Genomic DNA, 24249 nt, shown 5'->3' on the forward strand with positions numbered 1-24249 from the left:
GGTTACAGAAAGAGAGGGGCGGAGGCCCTACCCTGCCCGGCTCAGGCCGTGATGGCCTGGCCGCCGGCTTTCTCGAGCTTGGCCTTGGCCGAGCCGGTGAACTTCTGGGCGGTGACCTTGAGCGCGCGGCTGATTTCGCCGTCGCCGAGGACCTTGAGCAGCTTGACGCCCGGGCGGATGAGGCCGGCGGTCGCCAGCACCTCGGCGTTCACCTCGGTGACCTTGGCGTCGAGCGCGGCGAGGTCGCCGACGTTGACGACGGCGTAGCTCGTGCGGAACTCGTAGTTGTTGAAGCCGCGGTGCGGGAGCTTGCGGTAGAGGGGCATCTGGCCGCCTTCGAAGCCGGGGCGGATGGAGCCGCCGGAGCGGCCCTTCTGGCCCTTGCCACCGACGCCGGAGGTCTTGCCGTGGCCGCCGCCTTCGCCGCAGCCGACGCGCTTCTTGCGGTGCACCGCACCCTTGACGTTGACGAGATTATGGAGACGCATTTTCTGGATTCCTGATTTGGGCGCCGCCCCCCGGCAAAGCGCGGGGCGACTCGGATTGATGAAGTGACCGCTTAGGCGCGGAGGGCCCTGAAGTCTTCCTCGAGGCGCAGCTTGCGCAGGCCGTTGAGGGTCGCGTGGACGACGGCGATGTGGTTCTTGGAACCCATCGACTTGGTGAGAACGTTGTGGACGCCCGCGGCCTCGAGGACGGCGCGGACGCCGCCGCCGGCGATGAGGCCGGTGCCGTTGGAGGCGGGGCGGAGGAACACCTTGCCGCCGTCATACTCGCCGAGGACCTCGTGCGGGATGGTGGAGCCCTTGAGCTTCACGGAGACCATGCGCTTCTTGGCGGACTCGGTGGACTTCTTGATGGCGTCGGGGACCTCGTTGGCCTTGCCGTAGCCGATGCCGACGCTGCCCTTGCCGTCACCGACGACGGAGAGCGCGGAGAAGCTGAAGCGGCGGCCGCCCTTCACGACCTTGGCGCAGCGGTTGATGAAGACGACCTTCTCGAACATGCCGGGCTCACCCGAATCATTGCCGGGGCCGGAAAAAGACCTGTTATTGTTAGCCATGGGAGAGGATTAGAATTGCAGGCCACCCTCGCGGGCGGCTTCGGCAAAGGTTTTGACGCGGCCGTGGTAGGGGCGACCGTTGCGGTCGAACACCACGGAGGTGATGCCGGCGGCCTTGGCCTTGGCGGCGAAGGCGACGGCGAGGGACTTGGCGCCGGAGACATTGCCCTTCGCGCCGCCCTTCTTCACCTCGGGATCGAGGGTCGAGAGGAACACGAGGGTCGCGCCGGCGTCGTCGTTGACGGCCTGCGCGTAGATGTGCTTGCCGGAGAACTTGACGCTGAGGCGCGGGCGAGCGGCGGTGCCGGTCACCTTCTTGCGGATGCGCCATTTGCGCTTCTGGAGGAGCTGGGCCTTGTAAACAGTTTTCATGGTTTTGGTTCCGATTAGGCGACGGTCTTGCCTTCCTTGCGACGGACGCGCTCGGCATGTTCGCCAACGATGCGGACGCCCTTGCCCTTGTAGGGCTCCGGCGGGTAGTAGGCGCGGATCTCGGCGGTGACCTGACCGACGAGCTGCTTGTCGGCGCCCTCGATCTTGAGCTTGGTCTGGTCGGTGACGGTGACCTTGATGCCCGCGGGAATCTCGTGGAGGATCGCGTGCGAGTAGCCCAGGGCGAGATCGAGCATGTTGCCCTTGAGCGCGGCCTTGAAGCCGACGCCCTGGATCTCGAGTTCCTTGAGGTAGCCGACGCTCACGCCCTTCACCATGCCGGCGATGACGGAGCGGGCCGTGCCATACATGGCGCGGGAAAAACGGGTCTCCTCGGTGGGCGAGACGAGGACGCTGTTGTCCTTCTTCTCGATCTTCACGACGGACGCGAAAGTTTTGCTGACCTTACCCTTGGGGCCCTCGACGGACACGGTGGTACCGTTGATGTCGATCTTGACCTTGTCGGGAATGGGGACGGGTTGTTTGCCGATTCTGCTCATGGTGGTGTGTTCCTTACCAGACGGTGCAGACGAGTTCTCCGCCGAGTTTGTTGCGGCGGGCGTCCTGGTCCTTCATGAGACCCTTGGAGGTGGAAATGATCGCGATGCCCAGGCCGTTGAGGACGCGGGGAATCTCGGAGTAGCCGGAATAGAGGCGGCGGCCCGGGGTGGACGAGCGCTTGAGGCCGGTGATGACCGGGGCGCTGTCGACATATTTCATGGTGACGACGACGGTCTTGTGGCCGCGCTCGTCGGTGCCGGTGGCGACGTCACGGACGTAGCCCTCTTTCTTGAGGATGTTCGCCAGGCTCTCCTTGAGCTGGGAGTGCGGGGAGACGCACACGGCGAGACCGGCCTTCGACGCATTGCGGAGGTGGGTCAGGAAATCACTGATCGGGTCTGTCATGGATGGATGTTTTGATGTTAGCCCGTCGGATCATATCCGACTTCCGGCGGGAAAGTGGTTTTGCGATGGCTGATATTTCGCTCTAGAAATGCTGGTGGTGGACTGCTTTCCGGACGATCGGGCGGCAATTTACCAGGAGGACTTGGTTACGCCCGGGATCTTGCCGGCGAGCGCGAGCTCGCGGAGCGTGATGCGGGAGACGCCGAAGCGACGGTGGAAGCCGCGGGGCCGGCCGCTGAGCGAGCAGCGGTTGCGGATGCGGACCTTGGAGGAGTTGCGCGGCAGCTTGGCCAGCTTCTTCTGGGCGGCGAAGAACTCGTCGTCCGTCGTCGCCGGATTGGCGAGGATGGCCTTCAGCTCGGCGCGCTTGACGGCGTGCTTCTCGACGAGGCGGATGCGCTTCTTGTTACGTTCGATGGCGGAAGTTTTCGGCATGGTCGGAAGGGTTTAGGCGGCGGAAGTCTTGGCGGGGGCGGCGGGCTCGATGCGGCGGAAGGGCATGCCGAGGGCCTTGAGCAGCTCGCGGGCCTCCTCGTCGGTCTCGGCGGAGGTCACGAGGGTGATGTCCATGCCCATGGAGCGCTTGTTGTTCTCGACGACGATCTCCGGGAAGATGGTGAAATCGGTGATGCCGATGGTGTAGTTGCCCTGGCCGTCGAGCTTGTTGGGCACGCCGCGGAAGTCGCGGATGGTGGGCAGCGCCACGGCGAGCAGGCGCATGAGGAAGTGCCACATGTTCTCGCCGCGCAGGGTGACATGGCAGCCGGTGACCTGGTTGGGCTTCAGCTTGAAGTTGGCGATGGCCTTCTTCGAGCGGTTGAGCACGGGCTTCTGGCCGGCGATGAGGGCGATGTCGCGCGCGGTGTCGGCGATCTGGTTCTTGTCCGCCTCGGAGCTGATGCCGGTGTTGATCACGATCTTCTCGAGCTTCGGGATCTGGTGCTTGTTCTTGTAGCCGCGGGCGGCCATCAAGGCCGGGACGACGGACTCGGCGTAGTGTTTCTGGAGAGGAGTGGGTTGTTTGCTCATGGTTGCGACCGGATTTCCGACCCGGATGCTGATGGTTTAAGTAAGTTAGGTCCCCTCGCCCGCTCAGGCCTTGGCCGCCGGGGCGGCGGTCTTCTTGCGCTTCGAGGCGTCGAAGCGCGACTGGAGCATGAGGTTCGACACGTGGATCGTGCCCTCGCGCTCGGCGATCTTGCCCTGCGGGTTTTCCTGGGACTTCTTGAGGTGGCGCTTGATCATGGCCACGCCCTCGACGACCGCGCGGTTCTTGGCCGAGCGGATCTCGAGGATCTTGCCGGACTTGCCCTTGTGGGCGCCGGCAATGACCACGACGACGTCGTTCTTCTTGATGTGGAATTTCTGGGACATGTTAGAGGACCTCCGGCGCGAGGGAGATGATCTTCGCGTAGTTCTTGCCGCGGAGCTCGCGGGCGACGGGCCCGAAGATGCGGGTGCCCTTCGGGTTGCCGTCCTCGCCGATGATGACGACGGCGTTGGAATCGAAACGGAGGTAGCTGCCGTCGGCGCGACGCAGCGGGGCGCGGGTGCGGACAATCACGGCCTTGACGACCTCGCCCTTCTTCACGGTGGCGTCGGTGCTGCTCTCCTTGATGTTGATGGTGATGATGTCACCGACGTGGGCGTAGCGGGAGGGATGCCCGATCTTGCCGATCATCGACGCGCGGCGCGCGCCGGTGTTGTCGGCAATATCGAGGATGGAACGCATCTGGATCATGGTAGGGTCTCCGGCGGAGGGTTAGGCCTTGGCGGCCGTGACGTTGGCCTTGGTGGTCTTGGTCGGGACGGCCTCGGCAACGTCCTTCTCGGACACGGCGACGATGTCCAGGCCGACGGCGGCCTCGACGACGCGGATGACGCGCCAGCGCTTCAGGCGGCTGAGCGGGCGGGTCTCCGTGACCTCGATCTTGTCACCGATCTTGGCCTCGTTCTTCTCGTCGTGGACGTGGAGGACGGTCTTGCGGTTGATGACCTTGTGGTAAAGCGGGTGCGGCGTCTTGTAGGGGACGGTGACCTTGACGGACTTGTCGCCCATCTTGGAGCTGACGAAACCGATGAGGGTCTTGCGGCGGTTGTGGCGTTCGTGAGTGGACATGGGAGGATGCGGTTGGCTCAGGCGGCCTTGGCCTTGGCGGTTTTCTTGGCCGCGAGGGCCGTCAGGAGACGGGCGATGTCCTTGCGATAGGTGCGCAGGAGGTGCGGCTTCTCGACCTGGCCGGAGTTCTTGCGCAGGCGGAGCTGGAGGAGGGCCTCGCGGGTCTCGCGGAGCTTGGTGGTGAGCTCGCTGGGCGCGAGGTCGTGGATTTCTTTGGAAGTCATGGGAACGATTCTCCGGTTAATCAGACGACGGCGCCCTCGCGAACGATGAAGCGGCAGCGGAAAGGCAGTTTGGCGTCGGCGAGGCGGAAGGCCTCCTTGGCGATGGTGGCGGGCACGCCGGCGAGCTCGAAGAGCACGGCGCCGGGTTTGATGACGGCGACGTAGAACTCGACCGGGCCCTTGCCCTGGCCCATGCGCACCTCGGCGGGCTTCTTGGTCACCGGCTTGTGCGGGAAGATGCGGATCCAGAGCTTGCCCTTGCGCTTGAGATGCCGGGCGATGCAGACGCGGGCAGCCTCGATCTGCTGGCCGGTCATGGGGCCGCGGGACAGGGACTGCAGGCCGAATTCGCCGAAGGCGAGCGTGTTGCCGCGCTTGGCATTGCCAGCGCGGGAGCCTTTCATCGACTTGCGGTATTTGGTGCGGGCGGGAGATAGAGCAGGCATGGGAGCAGGAGGCGGTAAGCGTTAAGCTTGGTGCCGGGTAAACAGGTTAGTTGGCTTCGTCTTTTTTGCAGATCCAGCATTTGACACCGATCTTGCCCCAGACGGTCTGGGCCTCGGCGAAGCCGTAATCGATGTTCTCGCGCAGCGTGTGCAGCGGGATGCGGCCCTGGCGCTGCCACTCGCGGCGGGCGATGTCGGCGCCGCCGAGGCGGCCCGAGCACTGGATCTTGATGCCGTCGATGCCGAGCGACATCGCGATCTGGATGGACTTCTTGATGGCGCGGCGGAAGGCGATGCGGCGCTCGAGCTGGAGCGCGACGTTCTCGGCGACGAGCTGGGCCTCGATCTCGGGCTTCTTCACTTCCTGGATGTCGAGGAGGACCTCCTTGCCGGTGAGCTTGCCGAGCTGGACCTTCATGTTCTCGACCTCCTGGCCCTTCTTGCCGATGACGATGCCGGGGCGGGCGGTGAAGATCTTGACGCGGACGCGGTTGCCGGCGCGCTCAATGAAGATGCGCGGCACGGAGGCCTGCTTGAGCTTCTCCATCAGCGTGGAGCGGATGATCTGGTCCTCGTGGAGGAGCTTGGCGAAATCCTTCTTGCGCGCGAACCAGCGCGACTGCCAGTTGCGGCGGACGGCGAGGCGGAAGCCTGTAGGGTTGGTCTTTTGTCCCATGGGAAAGGTTAGTTGGTTTTGCCGTCGGAGAGGATGATGCGGAGGTGCGACATGCGCTTGACGCGCGGCTTGGCCGAGCCCTTGGCGCCGGCCTTGAAGCGCTTGAGCACGGGGCCGTTCTCGATGAGGGCGCGGTGCACGGTGAGCTGGTCGGCGGTGATGCTGTTGTTGTTCTCGGCGTTCGCCACGGCGCTCTTGAGCGTCTTGACGAGGAGGCGGGCGGACTTGCGCGGCACGAGCGTGAGGAAGTCGATGGCCTCGTTGACGGTGCGGCCCTGGATGAGGCGCGCGACCTCGCGGACCTTCTTGGGCGACATGCGCGCGTTGCGGGTGAGAGCTTGAATTTCCATGATGGTGTCCTGGTTGGGTCGGAGCCTCAGATTTCCTTGCGGGTCATGCCGCCGTGCGCCTTGAAGATGCGGGTCGGGGCGAACTCGCCGAGCTTGTGCCCGACCATGTTCTCCGTGACGTAGACCGCGATGTGCGCCTTGCCGTTGTGCACACTGATGGTGTGGCCGACGAATTCGGGCGTGATGGTGGAGCGACGGGACCAGGTCTGGATGGGCTTGCGGGCGCCACCGGCCTTGGCCGCCTTCTGGATTTTTTCCAGGAGGTGGTAGTCGACAAAGAAACCTTTCTTGATGGAACGTGCCATGGTGCGGAGTCGTTGGGATTACTTTTTGCCGCGCGGCGGACGGCCGTTGGCGCGAACGAGGATGAAGGAGCTGGAGAGCTTGGTGCGGCGGCGCGTCGGGAAACCCTTGGCGAGCTGGCCCCACGGCGAGACGAGGTGCTGGCGGCCGCCGCCACCCTTGGACTTGCCCTGACCGCCACCGTTCGGGTGGTCGACCGGGTTCATGGCGACACCGCGGACGCGGGGGCGCCGGCCGAGCCAGCGGTTGCGGCCGGCCTTGCCGAGCGAGCGCTTGCCGTGGTCGGCGTTGGAGACCTCGCCGATGGTGGCGCGGCACTTGGCGTTGACCAGGCGGGTCTCGCCCGAGGACAGGCGGATCTGCGCGTAGCCGTTTTCGACGGCGACAAGCTCGACCGAGGTGCCGGCGGCGCGGGCGATCTGGGCCCCCTTGCCGGGGATCAGCTCGACGGCGTGCAGCTTGGTGGCCGGCGGGATGGCGCCCAGCAGGAAGGAGTTGCCCGGCTTGAAGTCGTTGGTGTCGGTCTTCAGCGCGCTGTAGACGGTGTCCCCGACCTTCAGGCCGAGGGGCGCGAGGATGTAGGCCTTCGTGCCGTCGGCATAGGCAAGGAGCGCGAGCAGCGCGGTGCGGTTGGGATCATACTCGATCGCCTGGACCTTGGCGGACATGTCGAGCTTGCCGCGCTTGAAGTCGATGATGCGGTAAAGCTTCTTGTGACCGCCGCCGCGGCGGCGGGAGGTGATGCGGCCGTAGGTGTTGCGGCCGCCGGTCTTGCTCTTCGACTCGACGAGCGAACGCTCGGGACGCTTGTCGGTGATCTCGGCCGGGCGGTTCAGCGTGGTGAACCGGAGGGACGCGGTGAGGGGACGGAAGGATTTAAGGGCCATGGTGGGTGGACTCCGGGAATCAGGTGAGTTCGATCTTGTCGCCCGTCTTGAGGGTGACGATGGCGCGCTTGCTGTCGGACGCGGTGATCGGGCGGCCCTGGCGCGAACGCTTCGGCTTGCCCTTGCGGTTCTGGATGTTCACGCGGGTGACGGTGACCTTGAAGGTCTGCTCGACGGCCGCGCGCACGGTGTGCTTCGTCGCGGACGGATACACCTCGAAGGTGTATTGGCCGTAGTTCGAGGAGAGCTTGTTCGACTTCTCCGTCAGGCGGATGGTTTTGAGAATCTGTTCGGCGTTAATCATGACTGACCTCCGTTGGCGCGGGCGATGATCTGCTCGAGGGCCTTGCTGGAAACAACGATCCAGCTGTAGGCGACGAGATCGAGGGTGTTGAGCTTCGAGGCGTCCTGCAGGGTGACGCGGTCGAGGTTGCGCGCGGCGCGCTGGGCCTCGGTCGTGAAGGGGGCGTCGACGATGAGCACCTTGCCCTTGGGGGCGATGCGGGCGATGACCTGGCCCATCAGCTTCGTCTTGGCCTGCTTCGGCGCGAAGTTCTCGATGACGCTGATGTCACCGGCGGTCGCGCGGTCGAACAGGGCGCGGCCGAAGGCTAGGGTCTTGACCTTGCCGTTGATCTTCTTGGAGAAGTCGCGGGGCTTCGGACCGAACACGACGCCGCCGCCGGACCACAGGGGGGAGCGGATGGAGCCGGCGCGGGCGCGGCCGGTGCCCTTCTGGGCCCACGGCTTCTTGCCGCCGCCGCTGACTTCGCCGCGGGTCTTGGTCGAGCGCGTGCCCTGGCGGGCGTTGGCGCGGTGGGCGACGACGACTTCCTTGACGGCCTGGAGGCCGCGGGAGCCTTCAAAGGTCGGGAGGTTGAATTCCTTCTCGGAACTCTTGGTGGCGTCGGACGTGAAAATTTTGAGCTTCATGGATTACGTTCTCCGGTGGACTTAGGCTTTCTTGGCCGGCTTGGCCTTCTTGCCGGAGCGGATGATGACATCGTCGCCGTTGGCGCCGGGGATGGCGCCCTTGACGAGGATGAGGTTCTTGTCGGCGATGATCTTCACGACGCGCAGGTTCTGCACGGTGCGCATATCGGTGCCCATGTGGCCGGGCATGCGCTGGTTTTTCCAGGAACGGCCGGGGGTCTGGCGCATGCCGATGGAGCCGATGCGGCGATGGAACATGGAGCCGTGGGAGGCGGGGCCGCCGCCGACGCGGAAGCGCTTCACGACGCCCTGGAAGCCCTTGCCCTTGGAGACGCCGAGCACGTCGACGATCTGGCCCTCGGCGAAGACCGCGACCGTGAGGACGTCGCCGGCCTTGCCGGAGAACGCCTCGGGGAGGCGGACTTCGTTGAGCACGCGGGGCGTGGCCTCGAGGCCGGCCTTCTTGGCGTGATTGGCCTCGGCCTTGGAGGCGTTCTTCGCCTTCTGGGCACCGAAGCCGAGTTGCACGGCATTGTAGCCGTCAGACTCAACCGTCTTGATTTGGACGACCGGGCACGGGCCGGCTTCCACCACGGTGACCGGGATCAGGACGTTTTGCGCGTCGTAGACCTGGGTCATGCCGATTTTTTTACCGAGTAATGTAGCGATCATGGGCTAAGTGGTAGGTGGCGCAGGGCGCCGTTTGTTTAGACCTACTTTAGCAAGGGCCGGGGTGAGCCGGCTGGCTTGGCTAAGATGGTTGTGGGTTTAAAAAGTTATACGTTGATGGTGATATCGACGCCGGACGGAAGGTTGAGCTTCTTGAGTTCGTCGACGGTCTGGGCGGTGGGCTCCAGGATGTCGATGAGGCGCTTGTGCGTGCGGGATTCGAACTGCTCCATGGACTTCTTGTCCACGTGCGGGGAGCGGTTGACCGACAGCTTCACGATGTGCGTGGGCAGCGGGATGGGACCCGAGACGCGGGCGCCGGAGCGCTTGGCGGTTTCGACGATTTCGAGGGCCGACTGGTCGATGACCCGATAGTCGTAGCCCTGGAGTTTGATGCGAATGCGTTGGCCTTTCATGGCGGGATAAAGAACGAGGGTTGAAAAATCAGGTGCGAGCGGGGCCCTTGGCGTTGGACTCCACGATCTTGGCGAGCTGCGAATTCGGGACCTGCGCGAAGTGCGAAGGCGTGATGGACGCGCTGGCGCGGCCCTTCGAAAGCGACCGGATGTCGGTGACGTAGCCGAAGAGGAGTTCGAGCGGCACGTGGGCGGTGATGATGCACGCGCCGGCCTTGTTATCCATGCCCTGGATCTGGCCGCGGCGACGGTTGATGTCGCCCATCAGGTCGCCCTGATATTCTTCCGGGGTGGTGACCTCGACGCCCATGATGGGCTCGAGCAGGATCGGGTTGGCCTTCTTCATCGCGTCCTTGAACGCGAAGATGCCGGCCATCTTGAACGCCATTTCGGACGAGTCGACCTCGTGGAACGAACCGTCGACGATCTTGATGATGACGTCGACCACCGGGAAGCCGGCGATGACGCCGTTGTTGGCGCCCTCGAGGATGCCGTCGGTCGACGGCTTGATGAATTCCTTCGGGATGGAACCGCCGACGGTCTCGTTGATGACCTCGACGCCCTTCCCCTTCTCATTCGGCTCCATCCGGATGACGACATGGCCGTATTGGCCCTTGCCGCCGGACTGGCGGATGAACTTACCCTCGCCGTCGGCCGCCTTCTGGATGGTCTCGCGGTAGGCGATCTGGGGCTTGCCGGAAGTGGCCTCGACCTTGAACTCACGCTTCATGCGGTCGATGATGATCTCGAGGTGCAGTTCGCCCATGCCGGCGAGGATGGTCTGGCCCGTGTCCTGGTCGGTCTTGACGCGCAGGGTCGGGTCCTCGGCAACGAGGCGCTGGAGCGCGACGCCGAGCTTTTCCTGGTCGGCCTTGGAGTTCGGCTCGATGGACATCGAGATGACGGGCTCCGGGAAGGACGGTGGTTCGAGGCGGATGTCGAAATCCTCGTCGCACAGGGTGTCGCCGGTGATGACGTCCTTGACGCCGACGACGGCGCAAATGTCACCCGCGTAGGCGACCTCGATTTCCTCGCGCTCGATGGCGCGCATGAGGACGAGACGGGACACGCGCTCGGTGCGGCGGGTGCGGGGATTGTAGAGGGACATGCCGCGCGGCAGCTGGCCGGTGTAGACGCGGAAGAACACGAGGCGGCCGACGAACGGGTCGTTCCAGAGCTTGAACGCGAGACCGGCCATCTTGGCCTTGTCGCTGACGACCGCCTCGACCGGCTTGCCGTCGCTGTCCTGGCCCTGCATGGGCGGGACGTCGATCGGGCTCGGGAGGTAGTTGACGACACAATCCAGCAGGCGCTGCACGCCCTTCTTCTTGAAGGCGGAGCCAGGGAACACGCCGGTGAACTGGAGGGAAATGGTGGCCTTGCGGACGCCGAGCATCAGCTGCTCGACGCTGATCTCCTCGCCATTGAGATACTTCTCGGCGATGACATCGTCGAAGTCGGACACGGCCTCGATGAGCTTGTCGCGATACTCCTTGGTCTGCGCCTTCATGGCCTCGGGGACCTCCATCGTGACCGGCTTCATGCCGAGCGGGTCGGCCGGGTTGTCCTCGAAGGAATAGGCGACGTTCTGCACGAGATCGACGAGACCGGTGAAGTTCTCCTCGGCGCCGATCGGCAGGTAGAGGGCGTGGGCGTTCGCCTTGAGCTTGTTGCGGATGTCGTCGATGCAGCGGAAGAAATTCGCGCCGACGCGATCCATCTTGTTGATGAAAGCGATGCGGGGGACGCGGTATTTGTTGGCCTGGCGCCAGACGGTCTCGGACTGGGGCTGCACGCCGGCGACGGCGTCGAACACGGCGACGGCGCCGTCGAGCACGCGGAGCGAGCGCTCCACCTCGGCCGTGAAGTCCACGTGTCCGGGGGTGTCGATGATGTTAATGCGCTGCTTGATGCCCTTCCAGGGGCCCCAGGAGGCGTTCCAGGCGCAGGAAATGGCGGCGGCGGTGATCGTGATGCCGCGCTCGCGCTCCTGCTCCATCCAGTCGGTCACCGTGGTGCCCTCGTGGACCTCGCCCATCTTGTGGACGGCGCCGGAGTAGAAAAGAATGCGCTCGGTCGTCGTGGTCTTGCCGGCGTCGATGTGCGCGGCGATGCCGATGTTGCGGGTCCACTCGAGCGGGAACGGACGGTCCTTCGAGTTGACGGGCGAGGTCTTCGCCTTGTCGGTGACGACGGTGATGTTGATGGGAGAAGCGACGGACATGCGAAAAGATTCCTTACCAGCGGAGATGGGCGAAGGCGCGGTTGGCCTGGGCCATCTTGTGCATCTCTTCCTTCTTCTTCACGACGGAGCCGGTGTTGTTGTAGGCGTCGATGATCTCGGAGGCGATCGCCTCGCGCATCGGGATGCCCTTGCGGCCGGTGGCGGCGTCCACGATCCAGCGGAGGGCCAGGGACTCCTGGCGCTCAAATGAAATTTCCACGGGCACCTGGTAGGTGGCGCCACCAACGCGGCGGCTCTTGACCTCGAGCTTCGGGCGGGCGTTTTCCATCGCGCCCATCAGCAGGTCGACCGGGTCGCCCTTCTGGAGCTTCTCGCTCACCTTCTCGAAGGCACCGTAGACGATGCGCTCGGCGAGCGTGCGCTTGCCGCTCTTCATGATGACGTTGATGAGGTGCGTGACCAGAGCGCTGTTATAGCGGACATCCGGCACGGTGGGGCGGTGAGTAGCTCTGCGGCGGCGTGACATGGCGGCTTAGAAAAGAACGGGGGTTAGGCCTTGGCGGCTTTCGGGCGTTTGACGCCGTATTTGGAACGGGAGCGGCGGCGCTTCTCCACGCCGGTGGCGTCGAGGGTGCCACGCACGATGTGGTAGCGGACGCCGGGGAGATCCTTCACGCGGCCACCGCGCACGAGCACGATCGAGTGCTCCTGGAGGTTGTGGCCCTCGTCGGGGATGTAGGAGATGACCTCCGTGCCATTCGTGAGGCGGACCTTGGCGACCTTGCGGATGGCCGAGTTCGGCTTCTTCGGCGTGCGGGTCATGACCTGCACACAGACGCCGCGGCGGAAGGGGTTACCCTGCAACGCCGGAGCCTTGGACTTCGCAACGACTTTGCGGCGTCCCTTTCTCACGAGTTGGTTGATGGTTGGCATGTAATTGAATGGAAGGTTGGTAAAAGTGGAAAAGGCGCGGAACCTACCGGAGACGAAGCCTCCGGCAAGCACTATTTCGCGCTTTATGTGGAAACACGAATTTCGGAGGGAAACCGCCCGAAATCGTGGCGTCTCAGGTGCCTCGCCAGTTTGGCTGACGCGGCTGTAAGTGACGAATGGGACGGTTAGGAAAGCAGGCGGCTTCCACCCCTATCAAGAGTTAAATCAAAAAAAGTCGTGGAAAGTTATTCACAGGTCCTCCGGGACCCGAAAACTCAATTGTAAAAACGACCCTGCCCTGTTCTTTTCCGTCTGTTCACGTCACAGCACTCTGACCCGCCGTCGCCCTACGGGCTATGGCGGGTTGGTTTGGGACAAGCCCAAACCAAAAAGAACGCCCGGCCGGTGAAGGCCGGGCGAGAAGACACTCGGGAGCTAGGCTCTACCGGCATCTTTTGGCGGGAGGACCTCTAAGGTCGCCATTTCGAAGCGAAAAACAAGTCGTTTTTCGGCGGCGCCTCCCTCGCGGGCGAGGTCGCCCGCGCTCCAATTCTCCGATCTGGAGCCACGGCGACCTCGCCGTGGGATCGGCCGCAACGTGAACAAGAAAAAGCCGCGGACTTTCGTCCGCGGCTTCGAAGTGTTTTGGCTGGGAGCTTAGCTCGCCTCGGCCGTGGCCTTGGGCGCTTCGTCCATCGGGATCTCGCCGCCGAGCGGCAGCGTGACCTTGAGTTTCTTGTAAGCCGGGAGGCCCGTGCCCGCCGGGATCAAGTGACCCATGATGACGTTTTCCTTGAAGCCCTTCAGGTGGTCGACCTTGCCCAGCGTCGAGGCATCCGTGAGGACGCGCGTCGTCTCCTGGAAGGAGGCGGCCGAGATGAAGCTCTCGGTCTCGAGCGAGGCCTTGGTGATGCCCAGCAGGATCGGCTCGGCCTCGGCGGGCTTGCCGCCGGCGGCGTCGATGCGCTTGTTCTCGCGCAGGAACGCCACGCGGTCGATCTGCTCGCCCCAGAACCACTCGGTGTCACCCGGATCCGAGATGCGGACCTTGCGGAGCATCTGGCGGATGATGACCTCGATGTGCTTGTCGTTGATCGACACGCCCTGGAGACGGTAGACTTCCTGCACCTGGCCGATGAGGAACTCATACAGCGCGGTCGGCCCGAGGATCTCGAGGATCTCGTGCGGATCGGCGGAGCCCTCGGTCAAGTGCTGGCCCTTGTGGACGACGTCGCCGGCCTGCACGATGATGTGCTTGCCGTGCGGGATCAGGTGTTCCTCCTCGGCGCCGGACTCCTCCTGACGGACGACGAGCTTGCGTTTGCCGCGGATGGAACCCTCGAAGGAGACGACCCCCTCGATGCGCGCCATCTCGGCGGCTTCCTTCGGGCGGCGGGCTTCGAACAGCTCGGCCACGCGCGGGAGACCACCGGTGATGTCCTTGGTGACGGACGCCTGACGCGGGGTCTTGGCGAGCAGCGCACCGGGCTGGATGATGTCACCCTCGGCGACCGCGACCTGCGCGCCCGTCGGGATGGAGTAAGCGGCGACCGGCTTGCCGTGATCGTCGCGGACCTCGATCTGCGGATTGAGGTCTTCCTTGTGCTCGATGACCACGGTCGCGATACGGCCGGTGGATTCGTCGAGTTCGCGCTTCACGGTCACACCCGGAATCATGTCCTTGAAGTGGAGCGTGCCGGCCTTCTCGGAGAGGACCGGGATATTGTAAGGATCCCACTGGGCGATGGTCTCGCCCTTGGTGACCTTGGCGCCGTCGGTGACGGAGAGGAAGGTGCCGACCACGATCGGGTAGGACTCCAACTCGCGATCGTTCTCGTCCAGGATCAGCAGCGAGCCGGTCTTGTTGAGGACGATGTTGTGGCCCTCGGCGGTCTGCACCAGGCGCAGGCCGCGGTATTTCACGAGACCGGCGTTGCGGACCTTGATCTCGGGATTCTTCGAGCCGGCCGAGGCGACGCCACCGATGTGGAACGTGCGCATCGTGAGCTGCGTGCCGGGCTCGCCGATGGACTGGGCGGCGATGATGCCGACGGAGTCACCGATCTTCGCGACCTTGTTGGTGGCGGGATTGATGCCGTAGGACTTGGCGTCGATGCCCTGCTCGCTCGTGGAGGTGAGCGGCGAGAGCACCTTGACGCGCTCGATGCCGGAGTCGTCGATGCGCTTGGCGAGTTCCTCGGTGATGAGGTCGCCGGCGTCCACGATGGTCTTGGTCGGGGCGAGCGGGTCGTAGACGTCGTCCGCCGAGAACCGGCCGACCACGCGCTCCGCGAGGGAGACCAGCATGGTCTCGCCTTCGAAGATCGCCCGCTTCCAGATGCCTTCGCGCGTGCCGCAGTCTTCCTCGGTGATGACGGCGTCCATGGCCACGTCGCAAAGCTTGCGGGTCATGTAGCCGGCGTCGGCCGTCTTGAGGGCGGTGTCGGCGAGACCCTTGCGGGCGCCGTGCGTGGAGATGAAGTATTCGAGGACGGTGAGGCCCTCGCGGAACGAGGACAGGATGGGGCGCTCGATGATCTCGCCGGAGGGCTTGGCCATGAGGCCGCGGAGACCGCACAGCTGGCGGACCTGCTGTTTGTTACCGCGGGCACCGGAATCCATCATGATGTAAACCGGATTAACCTCGGGCTTGCCATCGTTGTTCTCGAGCTTCGCAAAGACGGCCTTCGCGATGCGGTCGGTGGCGCCGGTCCAGATGTCGATGATCTTGTTGTAACGCTCGCCGGAGGTGATGATGCCCTTCTTGTATTGGGACTCGACCTCGTCGACCTTCTTGCGGGCGTCGGACACGATCTCCTTCTTGTTCTCGGGGATGATCATGTCATCGATACCGATCGAGATGCCGGCCTGCATGGCGGTCTGGAAGCCCAGCTCCTTGAGCTTGTCGAGCGTCTCGACGGTCACGCGGTCCCCCGCCACCTTGTAGGTGTTGAGGATGAGGTCGCCCAGCTTGCTCTTCGGCACCGGGAAGTTGATGAAGCCGAGGCCGGTGGGCCAGATCTGGTTGAAGATGACGCGGCCCACGGTCGTGCGGAGGTGCTTGCGCTCCTTGTTGCCGTAGACGGTGTCCTTGCCGAAGTCCGGGTTCGGGACCTCGATCCAGTCGTGGGTCTTGAGCGCGCCGTCCATCTTGACGTATTGCACTTCCTGCAAGCCGGAGAGCAGCGGCACGCGGACGCCCTTGGCGGGCTTGCTGCGCGGTTCGATGGTGAGGTAGTAGGCGCCGAGGACGATGTCCTGCGACGGCGTGAGGATCGGCTTGCCGGAGGACGGCGAGAAGATGTTGTTCGTCGACATCATCAGGAGCTTGCACTCCAGGATGGCCTCAAGCGACAGCGGCACGTGGACGGCCATCTGGTCACCGTCGAAGTCCGCGTTGTAGGCGGTGCAGACGAGCGGGTGGACGCGGATGGACGAACCCTCGATGAGCACGGGCTCGAAGGCCTGGATCGAGAGACGGTGCAGGGTCGGCGCGCGGTTGAGCAGCACCGGGTGGCCCTTGGTGACTTCCTCGAGGATGTCCCACACCTCAGGGGACTTCTTCTCGATCATCTTGCGGGCACCGCGGACGGTGTGCACGAAGCCGAGTTCCTTGAGGCGGCGGATGATGAACGGCTCGAAGAGGACGAGCGCCATCTTCTTGGGCAGGCCGCACTGGTGGAGCTTGAGCTCCGGACCGATGACGATGACGGAGCGGCCGGAATAATCGACGCGCTTGCCGAGCAAGTTCTGGCGGAAGCGGCCCTGCTTGCCCTTGAGCATGTCGGAGAGCGACTTCAGGGCGCGGTTGCCGGCGCCCGTGACCGGGCGGCCATGGCGGCCGTTGTCGAAGAGCGCGTCGACGGCTTCCTGGAGCATGCGCTTTTCGTTGTGAATGATGACGTCGGGCGTCTTCAGCTGCATCAGGTTCCGCAGACGGTTGTTGCGGTTGATGACGCGGCGGTAGAGATCGTTGAGGTCGGAGGTCGCGAAGCGGCCACCCTCGAGCGGAACGAGCGGGCGCAGGTCCGGCGGGATGACCGGCAGCACCTCGAGCACCATCCACTCGGGACGGGACTTGGAGTTGATGAAGCCGCCGATGACCTTGAGGCGCTTGGAGAGCTTCTTCTTGATCTGTTTCGAGCGCGTGGCGCGCATCGTCTCGTGGAGCTCGGCGACGACCGCCTCCATGTCGATCTGCATGAGCACGTCGCGGACGGCCTCGGCGCCCATCTTGGCGGTGAAGGCATCGGCGCCGTATTCATCGACGGCCTGCTGGAACTCGGTCTCGGTGAGGAGCTGCTTGAGCTCGAGCGGCGTCTTGCCCGCGTTGGTCACCATGTAGTTCTCGTAGTAGATGACGCGCTCGAGCGAACGGGCGGTCATGTCGAGCAGGAGGCCGAGGCGGCTCGGCATGCTCTTGAGGAACCAGATGTGGGCGACGGGGACGGCCAGCTCGATGTGGCCCATGCGCTCGCGGCGGACGCGGGCGATGGTCACCTCGACGCCGCACCGATCGCACACGACATCCTTGTATTTGATGCGCTTGTATTTGCCGCAGGCGCACTCGTAGTCGCGCACCGGGCCGAAGATCTTTTGGCAGAAAAGACCGCCCGGCTCGGGCTTGAAGGTGCGGTAGTTGATGGTCTCGGGATTCTTGACCTCACCCTTGGACCAGGCGCGGATGGTTTCCGGCGCGGCGACGGTGATCGAAACGTTGTCGAACTGGTTCTCGTCCGAACCGAGGACGGAACGGACTTCTTCGCGGGCGTGTTCGGTGCTCATTATGATTTTGCTCCCAGTATTGTGTTAAGGGTTAGCGGCTGCCGCCGAGGGCTTCGCCCAGGGCGGTGCGCTTCGCGAGTTTGATGTCGAGACCGAGGGCCTGCATTTCCTTGACCAGCACGTTGAACGATTCCGGCGTGCCGGCGCTCAGCGTGTTGTCGCCCTTGACGAGCGACTCGTAGATCTTGGTGCGGCCGTTGACGTCGTCGGACTTGACGGTGAGGAGCTCCTGGAGGGTGTGCGCCGCGCCGTAGGCCTCGAGCGCCCAGACTTCCATTTCGCCGAAGCGCTGGCCGCCGTACTGCGCCTTGCCGCCCAGCGGCTGCTGGGTGACGAGCGAGTAAGGACCGACCGCGCGGGCGTGGATCTTGTGCGACACAAGGTGGTTCAGCTTCATCATGTAGATGTAGCCGACGACGACCTCCTGATCGAGTTTCTCGCCCGTGCGACCGTCATGCAGCGGCGACTTACCGGTGGAAGGCAGCTTGGCCTCCTTGAGGTAGCCACGGACCTTGCTCTCGGGAATGCCGTCGAACACGGGGGTGGCCACCTTGATGCCGAGCTTTTTGCAAGCCCAGCCGAGGTGCGTCTCCAGCACCTGGCCCACGTTCATGCGCGAAGGCACGCCGAGGGGGTTGAGGCAGATTTCGATCGGGGTGCCGTCGGGCAGGAAGGGCATGTCCTCTTCCGGCACGATCTTGGCGACGACGCCCTTGTTACCGTGGCGGCCGGCCATCTTGTCACCGACCTCGAGCTTCTGCTTCGTGGCGATGTAGACCTTGACCTGCTTGATGACACCGGGGCCGTTCTCGTCGCCGGTCTCGATCGTGGCGATCTTGCGCTCGCGGTCGCCCTCGAGCTCGTCGAACTTCGACTGGAACGAGGCGATGATCTCCATGATCTTGATGCGGACGGGCGAAGGATCGATCTCGATGTGCTTCGCGACGGCGGCCAGCTTGCGGAGGAGCGTCTTGGTGATCTTGCGGTTGGCCGGGATGATGATTTCGCCGGTCTGGCCGTTGATGACATCGAGCGGGATCTTCTCGCCGAGGAGGATGTTGGAGAGCGCCTCGGTCAGCTGCTCGCGCAGCTTGTCCATTTGCGTCTTATAATCCTCCTGGATCTGCTTCACCTGGCGGCGGCGGTCGGACGGGGACAGGCGGTCGCGCTCCGCATCGAGGCGGCTCGTGGAAACCTTCACGTCCATGATGATGCCGTTCACGCCGGAGGGCACGATGAGGGAGGTGTCCTTCACGTCTGCGGCCTTCTCACCGAAAATGGCGCGGAGGAGCTTTTCCTCGGGCGCGAGCTCGGTCTCGGACTTCGGGGTGATCTTGCCGACGAGGATGTCACCGGGTTTCACCTCGGCACCGACGCGGATGACGCCATTATGATCGAGGTTCTTGAGCGCTTCCTCGCCAATGTTCGGGATGTCGCGCGTGATCTCTTCCGGCCCGAGCTTCGTGTCACGGGCGGTGACTTCGAACTCCTGGACGTGGATGGAGGTGAAGATGTCTTCCTTGAGGACCTTCTCGGAGATCAGGATGGCGTCTTCGAAGTTGTAGCCGTTCCACGGCATGAAGCCGACGAGGACGTTGCGGCCGAGCGCGAGCTCGCCGTGGTCGGTCGAGGGGCCGTCCGCGATGCACTCGCCCTTCCTGACCTTCTGGCCCTTCTTGACGATGGGCCGCTGGCTGAAGCAGGTGCCGGCGTTCGAGCGCATGAACTTGCGCAGCTCGTAGACGTAGACGTGCTCCTTCGGGTTGTGCTTCGGGTGACGGGGCAGTTCGCCGTCCTTGGTGACGACAATCTGCTTCGCATCCACCGACGCGACGACACCGGACTCCTCGGCGATGACGACGGTCTTGGAGTCGCTCGCAAGGCGGCTCTCGAGACCGGTGCCGACGAACGGCGCCTCGGTCTGCAGGAGCGGCACGCCCTGGCGTTGCATGTTGGAACCCATGAGCGCGCGATTCGCGTCGTCGTGCTCGAGGAAGGGGATGAGGCCGGCGGCGACGGACACCACCTGCTTCGGCGAAACGTCCATCAGGTCCACCTCGTCGGCGGTCACCTCGAGGAAGTTGCCGGAGTTACGGGCGGTGACCTTGCCGATGTAATGACCCTTGTCATCCACCTCGGCGTTGGCCTGCGCGATCGTCTTGCCCTCCTCCTGATCGGCGGTGAGATAGACAACCTTGTCGGTCACGCGGCCCTTCTCGACGAGACGATACGGGGCTTCGATGAAGCCGAATTCGTTCACGCGGGCGTAGGTGGACAGGGAGTTGATGAGGCCGATGTTCGGACCTTCCGGGGTCTCGATCGGGCAGATGCGGCCGTAGTGCGACGGATGGACGTCGCGGACTTCGAAGCCGGCGCGTTCGCGGTTCAAACCGCCCGGCCCGAGCGCGGACAAGCGGCGCTTGTGCGTGAGCTCGGCGAGCGGGTTGATCTGGTCCATGAACTGCGACAGCTGCGAGCGCGCGAAGAAATCGCGGATCACGGTCGTCAGGGCCTTCGGGTTGATCAGCTTCTGGGGCGTGATCGAGTCGACGCTCTGGTCATAGAGGGTCATGCGCTCGCGGACGAGACGCTCGGTGCGGCTCAGGCCGACGCGGCACTGGTTGGCGAGGAGCTCGCCCACGGTGCGGACGCGGCGGGAACCGAGGTGATCGATGTCGTCGACGATGCCGTCGCTCTTCTTGAGGCGGACGAGATACTTGGTGGCGGCGACCACGTCCTCGCTGGCGAGGATGCGGTTCTCCAGGTCGATCTTGAGGTCGAGCTTCTGGTTGATCTTGTAGCGGCCGACGCGGCCGAGATCGTAGCGCTTCGGGTCGAAGAACAGGCGCTTGAGCAGGGCCTTGGCGTTCGCCGTGGTCGGCGGCTCGCCCGGGCGCAGCTTCTTGTAGATTTCCTTGAGGGCCTCCTCCTCGTTGCGGGTCGGGTCCTTCTTGAGCGCGCGGATGATGGCGCCCTCGTCGGCGGTGGTGTCGATGACACGCATCGACTTGATGTCGTGTTTCTCGAAGGTGCGGACGATGGCCTTGGTGAGCGGCTCGAAGGCGCGGGCGAGCACGACGCCCTTCTGGGCGTCGATGACATCCTCGACGAGGACGAGCGTGGAGACGTTCTCGAGGTCGAGGGCCTTGCTGACCTTCAGATCCTGGATCGTGTAGAACAGGTTGAGGATATCCAGATCGTTGCTGAAGCCGATGGAGCGGAGCAGCGTCGTGATGAGGAATTTGCGGCGGCGGCGGCGGCGGTCGAGATAGACGTAGAGCAGGTCGTTGTTGTCGAACTGCACCTCGAGCCAGGTGCCACGGTCCGGGATGATGCGGAAGGAGTGCAGCAACTTGCCGTTCGGGTGTGTGGCGACCTCGAAGCAGATGCCCGGCGAACGGTGGAGCTGGGAGACGACGACGCGCTCGGCGCCGTTGATGATGAACGAGCCGCGTTCGGTGACCATCGGGATGTCACCCATGAAGATCTCCTCGTCCTTGATGAAGTCCTCCTCGCGGAGGCGGAGCTTCACGTAGAGCGGGACGGCGTAGGTGGTGCCCTCGCGGAGGCACTCGATCTCGGAGCTCTTGGGCTCGCCGATCGTGTAGGAGACGTATTCGAGCGTCAGGCGCTCGTCGTAGGAATTGATCGGGAAGACCTCGCGGAACACGGCCTCGAGGCCGTAGGGCTTGCGCGCCTTCTCGGCGGTGTCCTTCTGCAGGAACTCAAGGTAGGAGCTGATCTGCAGCTCGATGAGGTTCGGCGGCTGGATGACTTCGCGGAGTTTGCCGAAGTTGATGCGTTCGGAATGAATACGGTCGGCCATGGAATTTCCCGTTTAAGTGTGAGACGAAAAGAAAGAGACAGAACTCAGCGGTTCAGGAGTGAACCACCGGCAATGGTGCGCACGGACGCAGGGCCTCGATGCGCGGAAAGAACGGAAGAAAAGCCGAAAGACAGGCCGCGGTTGGACACGGCCTGTCTCGGCGAATTGAGATGCTTTGCGGAAGAAAACGCCAAGAGCGGTTACTTGAGCTCCACTTTGGCGCCGGCGGCCTCGAGCTTCTTCTTGAGATCCTCGGCTTCGGTCTTGTTGACGCCTTCCTTGACGTTCTTCGGGGCGGCCTCGACGAGATCCTTGGCCTCCTTGAGGCCGAGACCCGTGATGGCACGGACTTCCTTGATGACGCCAATCTTGTTCGCGCCGGCCTCCTTGAGGACGACGGTGAACTCGGTCTGCGCCTCGGCAGCCGGAGCGCCGGCGGCGGCAGCGCCACCCGCGGGAGCGGCGGCGACGGCAGCGGCGGCGGACACGCCCCACTTCGTCTCGAGATCCTTGACGAGGGCGGCGAGTTCGAGAATCGGCTGGGCGGACAGCCATTCAATGACTTGGTCTTTGGTGATGTTGCTCATGGTATTTTCTCCTGAAGCGGATAGCGGTCTCGGGTGAAACGCGTTTAAGGGACGTATCCCCTAGCCTCTTCGTTGGATGTATTGCTTCCCGGCTTGCGCCGGAAAAATTGGGTTGGATGGGTGGGTTAGGCGGCCGGAGCAGCGGGCTGCTCCTTCTTGATCTTGGCGTCGAGCACGCGGACGAAGGCCGCGCCCTGCATCGTGAGCAGGCCGAGGAACATCGAGCGCAGGGCGTCGAAGGAAGGCAGGTCGGCGAGTTTCGCCAGGTCGGCGGCCGTCATGAGCTTCTTGTCCATGACGCCCACCTTGACCTCGAGCTTCTGCTTTTCCTCGATGAACTTCTTCAGCGCCTTGGCGACACCGGCGGGATTCTTGCCGCCGACGACGACGGCCGTCTGGCCGCTGAGGGACTTGTCCAGGTCGGGCAGGCCCAGGGCTTTGGCCGCGACGCGAAACGAGCTGTTCTTGACGACGTGGAACTCGGCCTTCTCCGGGGCGAGGCGCTTGCGCAGCTCGGCCGCGTCGGCGACGGTGAGTTTCGTGAAGTTGGTGAGGATGACGTAGTCGGACTTCTTCAGGTGCCCGCTGACTTCGTCGATCAGGTATTGTTTTTCGGCTCTCATGGTGGGCTCCTTAGAATTTGTTGAACTCGGTGGCCGCGAGCTTCACGCCCGGGCTCATGGAGGACGAGAGCGTGACGCTCTTGATGTAGTGGCCCTTGAACGTGGCCGGCTTGGCCTTGCCCACGGCCTCGAGGACCGCGGAGACGTTCTCGGTGATCTGGTCGGCGGTGAACGAGCGCTTGCCGACGCCGACGCCGATGTTGGCGGTCTTGTCGACCTTGAACTCGACGCGGCCGGCCTTCACGGCCTTGATGCCCGCGGCGATGTCGTCGGTGACGGTGCCGGACTTCGGGTTCGGCATGAGACCCTTGGGGCCGAGGACGCGGGCCAGGGTGCGGACCTGCTTCATGGCCTCGGTCGTCGCGATGGCGACGTCGAAGTCGAGCCAGCCGGCGTTGATCTTGGTCATCAGCTCGGCGAGGCCGGCATGGTCGGCGCCCGCGGCGAGGGCCTTGTCCGCGTCGTCGGTGAAGACGATCACGCGGACCTTCTTGCCGGAACCGTTGGGCAGCGGCGTGGTGCCGCGCACCATCTGGTCGCCCTGGGCGGGATCAACGCCGAGGCGGAAGGACAGCTCGACGGTCTCGTCGAACTTGGCCTTCGGGAATTTGGTCAGGATCTCCACGGCTTCCTTGAGGGGATATTCCTTGGAGAGGTCAACGGCCGAGGCGGCGCTGCGGTATCTTTTGCTTTGTTTGACGGGCATTTTTGACTCCTTGCGGTGCGAACGTCCGTGAGGACTCCCGCGGTGAGTTGGGTTTGTTTTTCCTGTAGGCCGGGCTTTACGCCCGACGTGTCGGGGATAAACCCCGACCTACAAAATTAATTGGGTGATTATTGGTTTAGTCGACGACTTCGATGCCCATGTTGCGGGCGGTGCCGGCGATCATGCGGATGGCGGCCTCTTCGCTGTTGGCGTTGAGGTCAGCCTTCTTGAGCTTGATGATCTCGATGATCTGCTTGCGGGTGACCTTGCCGACCTTGTCCATGTTGGGCTTGGCCGAGCCGGCCGCGATGCCGGCGGCCTTCTTGAGGAGCACGGACGCCGGGGGCGACTTGAGGATGAAGGTGAAGGACTTGTCGGAGTAGACCGTGATGACGACCGGAATGATCATGCCATTCTGGTCCTTGGTCTTCGCGTTAAACTCCTTGCAGAAGCCCATGATGTTGACGCCCTGGGCGCCGAGGGCGGGGCCGACCGGGGGCGCCGGATTGGCGGCACCGGCGGGGAGCTGGAGACGGACGTAACCTTGAATTTTCTTGGCCATGGTGAGGGAGGGAGGACTGGTTGGTAGGGAGGGCGGCTGGATCAGCTTTCAGAGGCGCGCTGGACCTGCCAGTATTCGAGTTCGACGGGCGTAAACCGACCGAAAATGGAGACGGAAATCTTGAGCTTGCCGCGGGCGGGGTCGACCTCGTCGACGCGGCCCGTGAGGTTGGCGAAGGCGCCGTCGGTGATCTTGACCTCCTCGCCGACTTCGAAGGTGACCTTCGGGATTTCCTTGCCCGAGGCGGCCTCGATGCGGGCCTTGATCTCGTCGATCTCAGCCTGGCGCAGGGGCGCGGGCTTGTCGCCGCCGACGAAGCCGATGACGCCGCCGGCATCCTTGACGAAGTAGAACGGCTTGATGATCACCTGGGCGTTCTCATCGAACAGCTTCATGTTGATGAACACGTAGCCCGGGTAGAGCTTGCGGACCTTGGTCGACTTCTTGCCCCCCTTGACCTCGGACACGACCTCCGTGGGCAGCAGCACCTCGGTGATGAAGTCATCGAGTTCCTCGGCCTTCTTGAACTTCTCGATGTAGTTCTTCACCTTGTTCTCCTGGCCGGAGAGGGTGTGGAGCGCGAACCATTGGGCGCCGGTGGAGGTCTGGGTGGTCATC

The 24249-nt window shown here is 64.0% G+C and carries 30 protein-coding genes; all 30 read right to left on the bottom strand.

The features are described from left to right. Positions 1 to 41: 41 nt before the first annotated feature. Positions 42 to 488 carry a 50S ribosomal protein L15 gene (gene rplO, locus BLU29_RS04070; protein ID WP_091055351.1) on the bottom strand — a complete coding sequence of 149 codons (447 nt, stop codon included), beginning with the start codon at positions 486 to 488 and terminating at the stop codon, positions 42 to 44. Between the two features lie 71 nt (positions 489 to 559). After that, positions 560 to 1063 (bottom strand): 30S ribosomal protein S5, encoded by a 504-nt coding sequence (gene rpsE / locus BLU29_RS04075; protein WP_091055353.1) that lies wholly within the window; start codon positions 1061 to 1063, stop codon positions 560 to 562. Positions 1064 to 1072: 9 nt separating this feature from the next. Further along, complete coding sequence (gene rplR / locus BLU29_RS04080; protein WP_091055354.1) at positions 1073 to 1435, bottom strand: 50S ribosomal protein L18; 363 nt, start codon at positions 1433 to 1435, stop codon at positions 1073 to 1075. Positions 1436 to 1449: 14 nt separating this feature from the next. Further along, positions 1450 to 1995 (bottom strand): 50S ribosomal protein L6, encoded by a 546-nt coding sequence (rplF, locus tag BLU29_RS04085; RefSeq protein WP_091055356.1) that lies wholly within the window; start codon positions 1993 to 1995, stop codon positions 1450 to 1452. A gap of 13 nt (positions 1996 to 2008) precedes the next feature. Continuing rightward, a complete protein-coding gene (rpsH, locus tag BLU29_RS04090; RefSeq protein ID WP_091055358.1) occupies positions 2009 to 2401 on the bottom strand; it encodes a 30S ribosomal protein S8 in 393 nt (130 codons plus the stop codon). 129 nt (positions 2402 to 2530) lie between these two features. Further along, positions 2531 to 2836 (bottom strand): 30S ribosomal protein S14, encoded by a 306-nt coding sequence (gene rpsN, locus BLU29_RS04095; RefSeq protein ID WP_091055360.1) that lies wholly within the window; start codon positions 2834 to 2836, stop codon positions 2531 to 2533. Between the two features lie 12 nt (positions 2837 to 2848). Next, positions 2849 to 3430, bottom strand: a complete 582-nt coding sequence (gene rplE / locus BLU29_RS04100; RefSeq protein ID WP_091055361.1) for a 50S ribosomal protein L5 — start codon at positions 3428 to 3430, stop codon at positions 2849 to 2851. Positions 3431 to 3493: 63 nt separating this feature from the next. Further along, positions 3494 to 3775 carry a 50S ribosomal protein L24 gene (gene rplX / locus BLU29_RS04105; protein ID WP_091055363.1) on the bottom strand — a complete coding sequence of 94 codons (282 nt, stop codon included), beginning with the start codon at positions 3773 to 3775 and terminating at the stop codon, positions 3494 to 3496. 1 nt (position 3776) lies between these two features. Continuing rightward, positions 3777 to 4142 (bottom strand): 50S ribosomal protein L14, encoded by a 366-nt coding sequence (gene rplN / locus BLU29_RS04110; protein ID WP_091055364.1) that lies wholly within the window; start codon positions 4140 to 4142, stop codon positions 3777 to 3779. 21 nt (positions 4143 to 4163) lie between these two features. Then, entirely contained in the window at positions 4164 to 4520 is a 357-nt protein-coding gene (gene rpsQ / locus BLU29_RS04115) for a 30S ribosomal protein S17 (RefSeq protein ID WP_091055366.1), read from the bottom strand. A gap of 17 nt (positions 4521 to 4537) precedes the next feature. After that, positions 4538 to 4744: a 50S ribosomal protein L29 gene (gene rpmC / locus BLU29_RS04120; protein ID WP_091055367.1), complete on the bottom strand. Its 207-nt coding sequence runs from the start codon at positions 4742 to 4744 to the stop codon at positions 4538 to 4540. Positions 4745 to 4764: 20 nt separating this feature from the next. Then, complete coding sequence (gene rplP, locus BLU29_RS04125; protein WP_091055369.1) at positions 4765 to 5190, bottom strand: 50S ribosomal protein L16; 426 nt, start codon at positions 5188 to 5190, stop codon at positions 4765 to 4767. A 46-nt stretch (positions 5191 to 5236) separates the two neighbouring features. Further along, on the bottom strand, positions 5237 to 5866 hold the full coding sequence (gene rpsC / locus BLU29_RS04130; protein ID WP_091055370.1) for a 30S ribosomal protein S3: 630 nt from the start codon (positions 5864 to 5866) through the stop codon (positions 5237 to 5239). Positions 5867 to 5874: 8 nt separating this feature from the next. Then, positions 5875 to 6216: a 50S ribosomal protein L22 gene (gene rplV, locus BLU29_RS04135; RefSeq protein ID WP_091055372.1), complete on the bottom strand. Its 342-nt coding sequence runs from the start codon at positions 6214 to 6216 to the stop codon at positions 5875 to 5877. A 26-nt stretch (positions 6217 to 6242) separates the two neighbouring features. Beyond that, the gene (gene rpsS, locus BLU29_RS04140) at positions 6243 to 6521 is read right to left on the bottom strand and encodes a 30S ribosomal protein S19 (RefSeq protein ID WP_069960780.1); all 279 of its coding nucleotides are present in this window, start codon (positions 6519 to 6521) and stop codon (positions 6243 to 6245) included. Positions 6522 to 6539: 18 nt separating this feature from the next. Further along, complete coding sequence (rplB, locus tag BLU29_RS04145; RefSeq protein WP_091055374.1) at positions 6540 to 7406, bottom strand: 50S ribosomal protein L2; 867 nt, start codon at positions 7404 to 7406, stop codon at positions 6540 to 6542. Positions 7407 to 7425: 19 nt separating this feature from the next. After that, on the bottom strand, positions 7426 to 7707 hold the full coding sequence (gene rplW, locus BLU29_RS04150) for a 50S ribosomal protein L23 (protein ID WP_091060893.1): 282 nt from the start codon (positions 7705 to 7707) through the stop codon (positions 7426 to 7428). Beyond that, positions 7707 to 8339, bottom strand: coding sequence for a 50S ribosomal protein L4 (gene rplD / locus BLU29_RS04155; protein WP_091055375.1), 633 nt, complete (start codon positions 8337 to 8339; stop codon positions 7707 to 7709). The genes rplW and rplD overlap by 1 nt, the downstream gene beginning before the upstream one ends. Before the next feature lie 21 nt (positions 8340 to 8360). Beyond that, complete coding sequence (gene rplC / locus BLU29_RS04160; RefSeq protein ID WP_091055377.1) at positions 8361 to 9011, bottom strand: 50S ribosomal protein L3; 651 nt, start codon at positions 9009 to 9011, stop codon at positions 8361 to 8363. A gap of 104 nt (positions 9012 to 9115) precedes the next feature. Continuing rightward, complete coding sequence (gene rpsJ, locus BLU29_RS04165) at positions 9116 to 9424, bottom strand: 30S ribosomal protein S10 (RefSeq protein ID WP_091055379.1); 309 nt, start codon at positions 9422 to 9424, stop codon at positions 9116 to 9118. A gap of 28 nt (positions 9425 to 9452) precedes the next feature. Next, complete coding sequence (fusA, locus tag BLU29_RS04170; protein ID WP_091055380.1) at positions 9453 to 11648, bottom strand: elongation factor G; 2196 nt, start codon at positions 11646 to 11648, stop codon at positions 9453 to 9455. Positions 11649 to 11661: 13 nt separating this feature from the next. After that, positions 11662 to 12135 (bottom strand): 30S ribosomal protein S7, encoded by a 474-nt coding sequence (rpsG, locus tag BLU29_RS04175; protein ID WP_091055382.1) that lies wholly within the window; start codon positions 12133 to 12135, stop codon positions 11662 to 11664. Positions 12136 to 12158: 23 nt separating this feature from the next. Further along, the gene (gene rpsL / locus BLU29_RS04180; RefSeq protein WP_091055383.1) at positions 12159 to 12542 is read right to left on the bottom strand and encodes a 30S ribosomal protein S12; all 384 of its coding nucleotides are present in this window, start codon (positions 12540 to 12542) and stop codon (positions 12159 to 12161) included. Between the two features lie 657 nt (positions 12543 to 13199). Next, entirely contained in the window at positions 13200 to 17327 is a 4128-nt protein-coding gene (gene rpoC / locus BLU29_RS04185; protein ID WP_091055385.1) for a DNA-directed RNA polymerase subunit beta', read from the bottom strand. A 31-nt stretch (positions 17328 to 17358) separates the two neighbouring features. After that, positions 17359 to 21153, bottom strand: a complete 3795-nt coding sequence (gene rpoB, locus BLU29_RS04190) for a DNA-directed RNA polymerase subunit beta (RefSeq protein ID WP_091055386.1) — start codon at positions 21151 to 21153, stop codon at positions 17359 to 17361. A 200-nt stretch (positions 21154 to 21353) separates the two neighbouring features. Further along, positions 21354 to 21740, bottom strand: a complete 387-nt coding sequence (gene rplL / locus BLU29_RS04195; protein ID WP_091055388.1) for a 50S ribosomal protein L7/L12 — start codon at positions 21738 to 21740, stop codon at positions 21354 to 21356. A gap of 125 nt (positions 21741 to 21865) precedes the next feature. Further along, positions 21866 to 22363 (bottom strand): 50S ribosomal protein L10, encoded by a 498-nt coding sequence (gene rplJ, locus BLU29_RS04200; RefSeq protein WP_091055389.1) that lies wholly within the window; start codon positions 22361 to 22363, stop codon positions 21866 to 21868. A gap of 10 nt (positions 22364 to 22373) precedes the next feature. Next, the gene (gene rplA, locus BLU29_RS04205; RefSeq protein WP_091055391.1) at positions 22374 to 23069 is read right to left on the bottom strand and encodes a 50S ribosomal protein L1; all 696 of its coding nucleotides are present in this window, start codon (positions 23067 to 23069) and stop codon (positions 22374 to 22376) included. A 136-nt stretch (positions 23070 to 23205) separates the two neighbouring features. Continuing rightward, positions 23206 to 23631, bottom strand: coding sequence for a 50S ribosomal protein L11 (gene rplK / locus BLU29_RS04210; protein WP_091055392.1), 426 nt, complete (start codon positions 23629 to 23631; stop codon positions 23206 to 23208). Positions 23632 to 23672: 41 nt separating this feature from the next. After that, the gene (gene nusG, locus BLU29_RS04215) at positions 23673 to 24248 is read right to left on the bottom strand and encodes a transcription termination/antitermination protein NusG (protein ID WP_091055394.1); all 576 of its coding nucleotides are present in this window, start codon (positions 24246 to 24248) and stop codon (positions 23673 to 23675) included. Position 24249: the final 1 nt, after the last annotated feature.

The organism is Opitutus sp. GAS368 (genome assembly GCF_900104925.1).
In the GTDB taxonomy this organism is placed as follows: domain Bacteria; phylum Verrucomicrobiota; class Verrucomicrobiia; order Opitutales; family Opitutaceae; genus Lacunisphaera.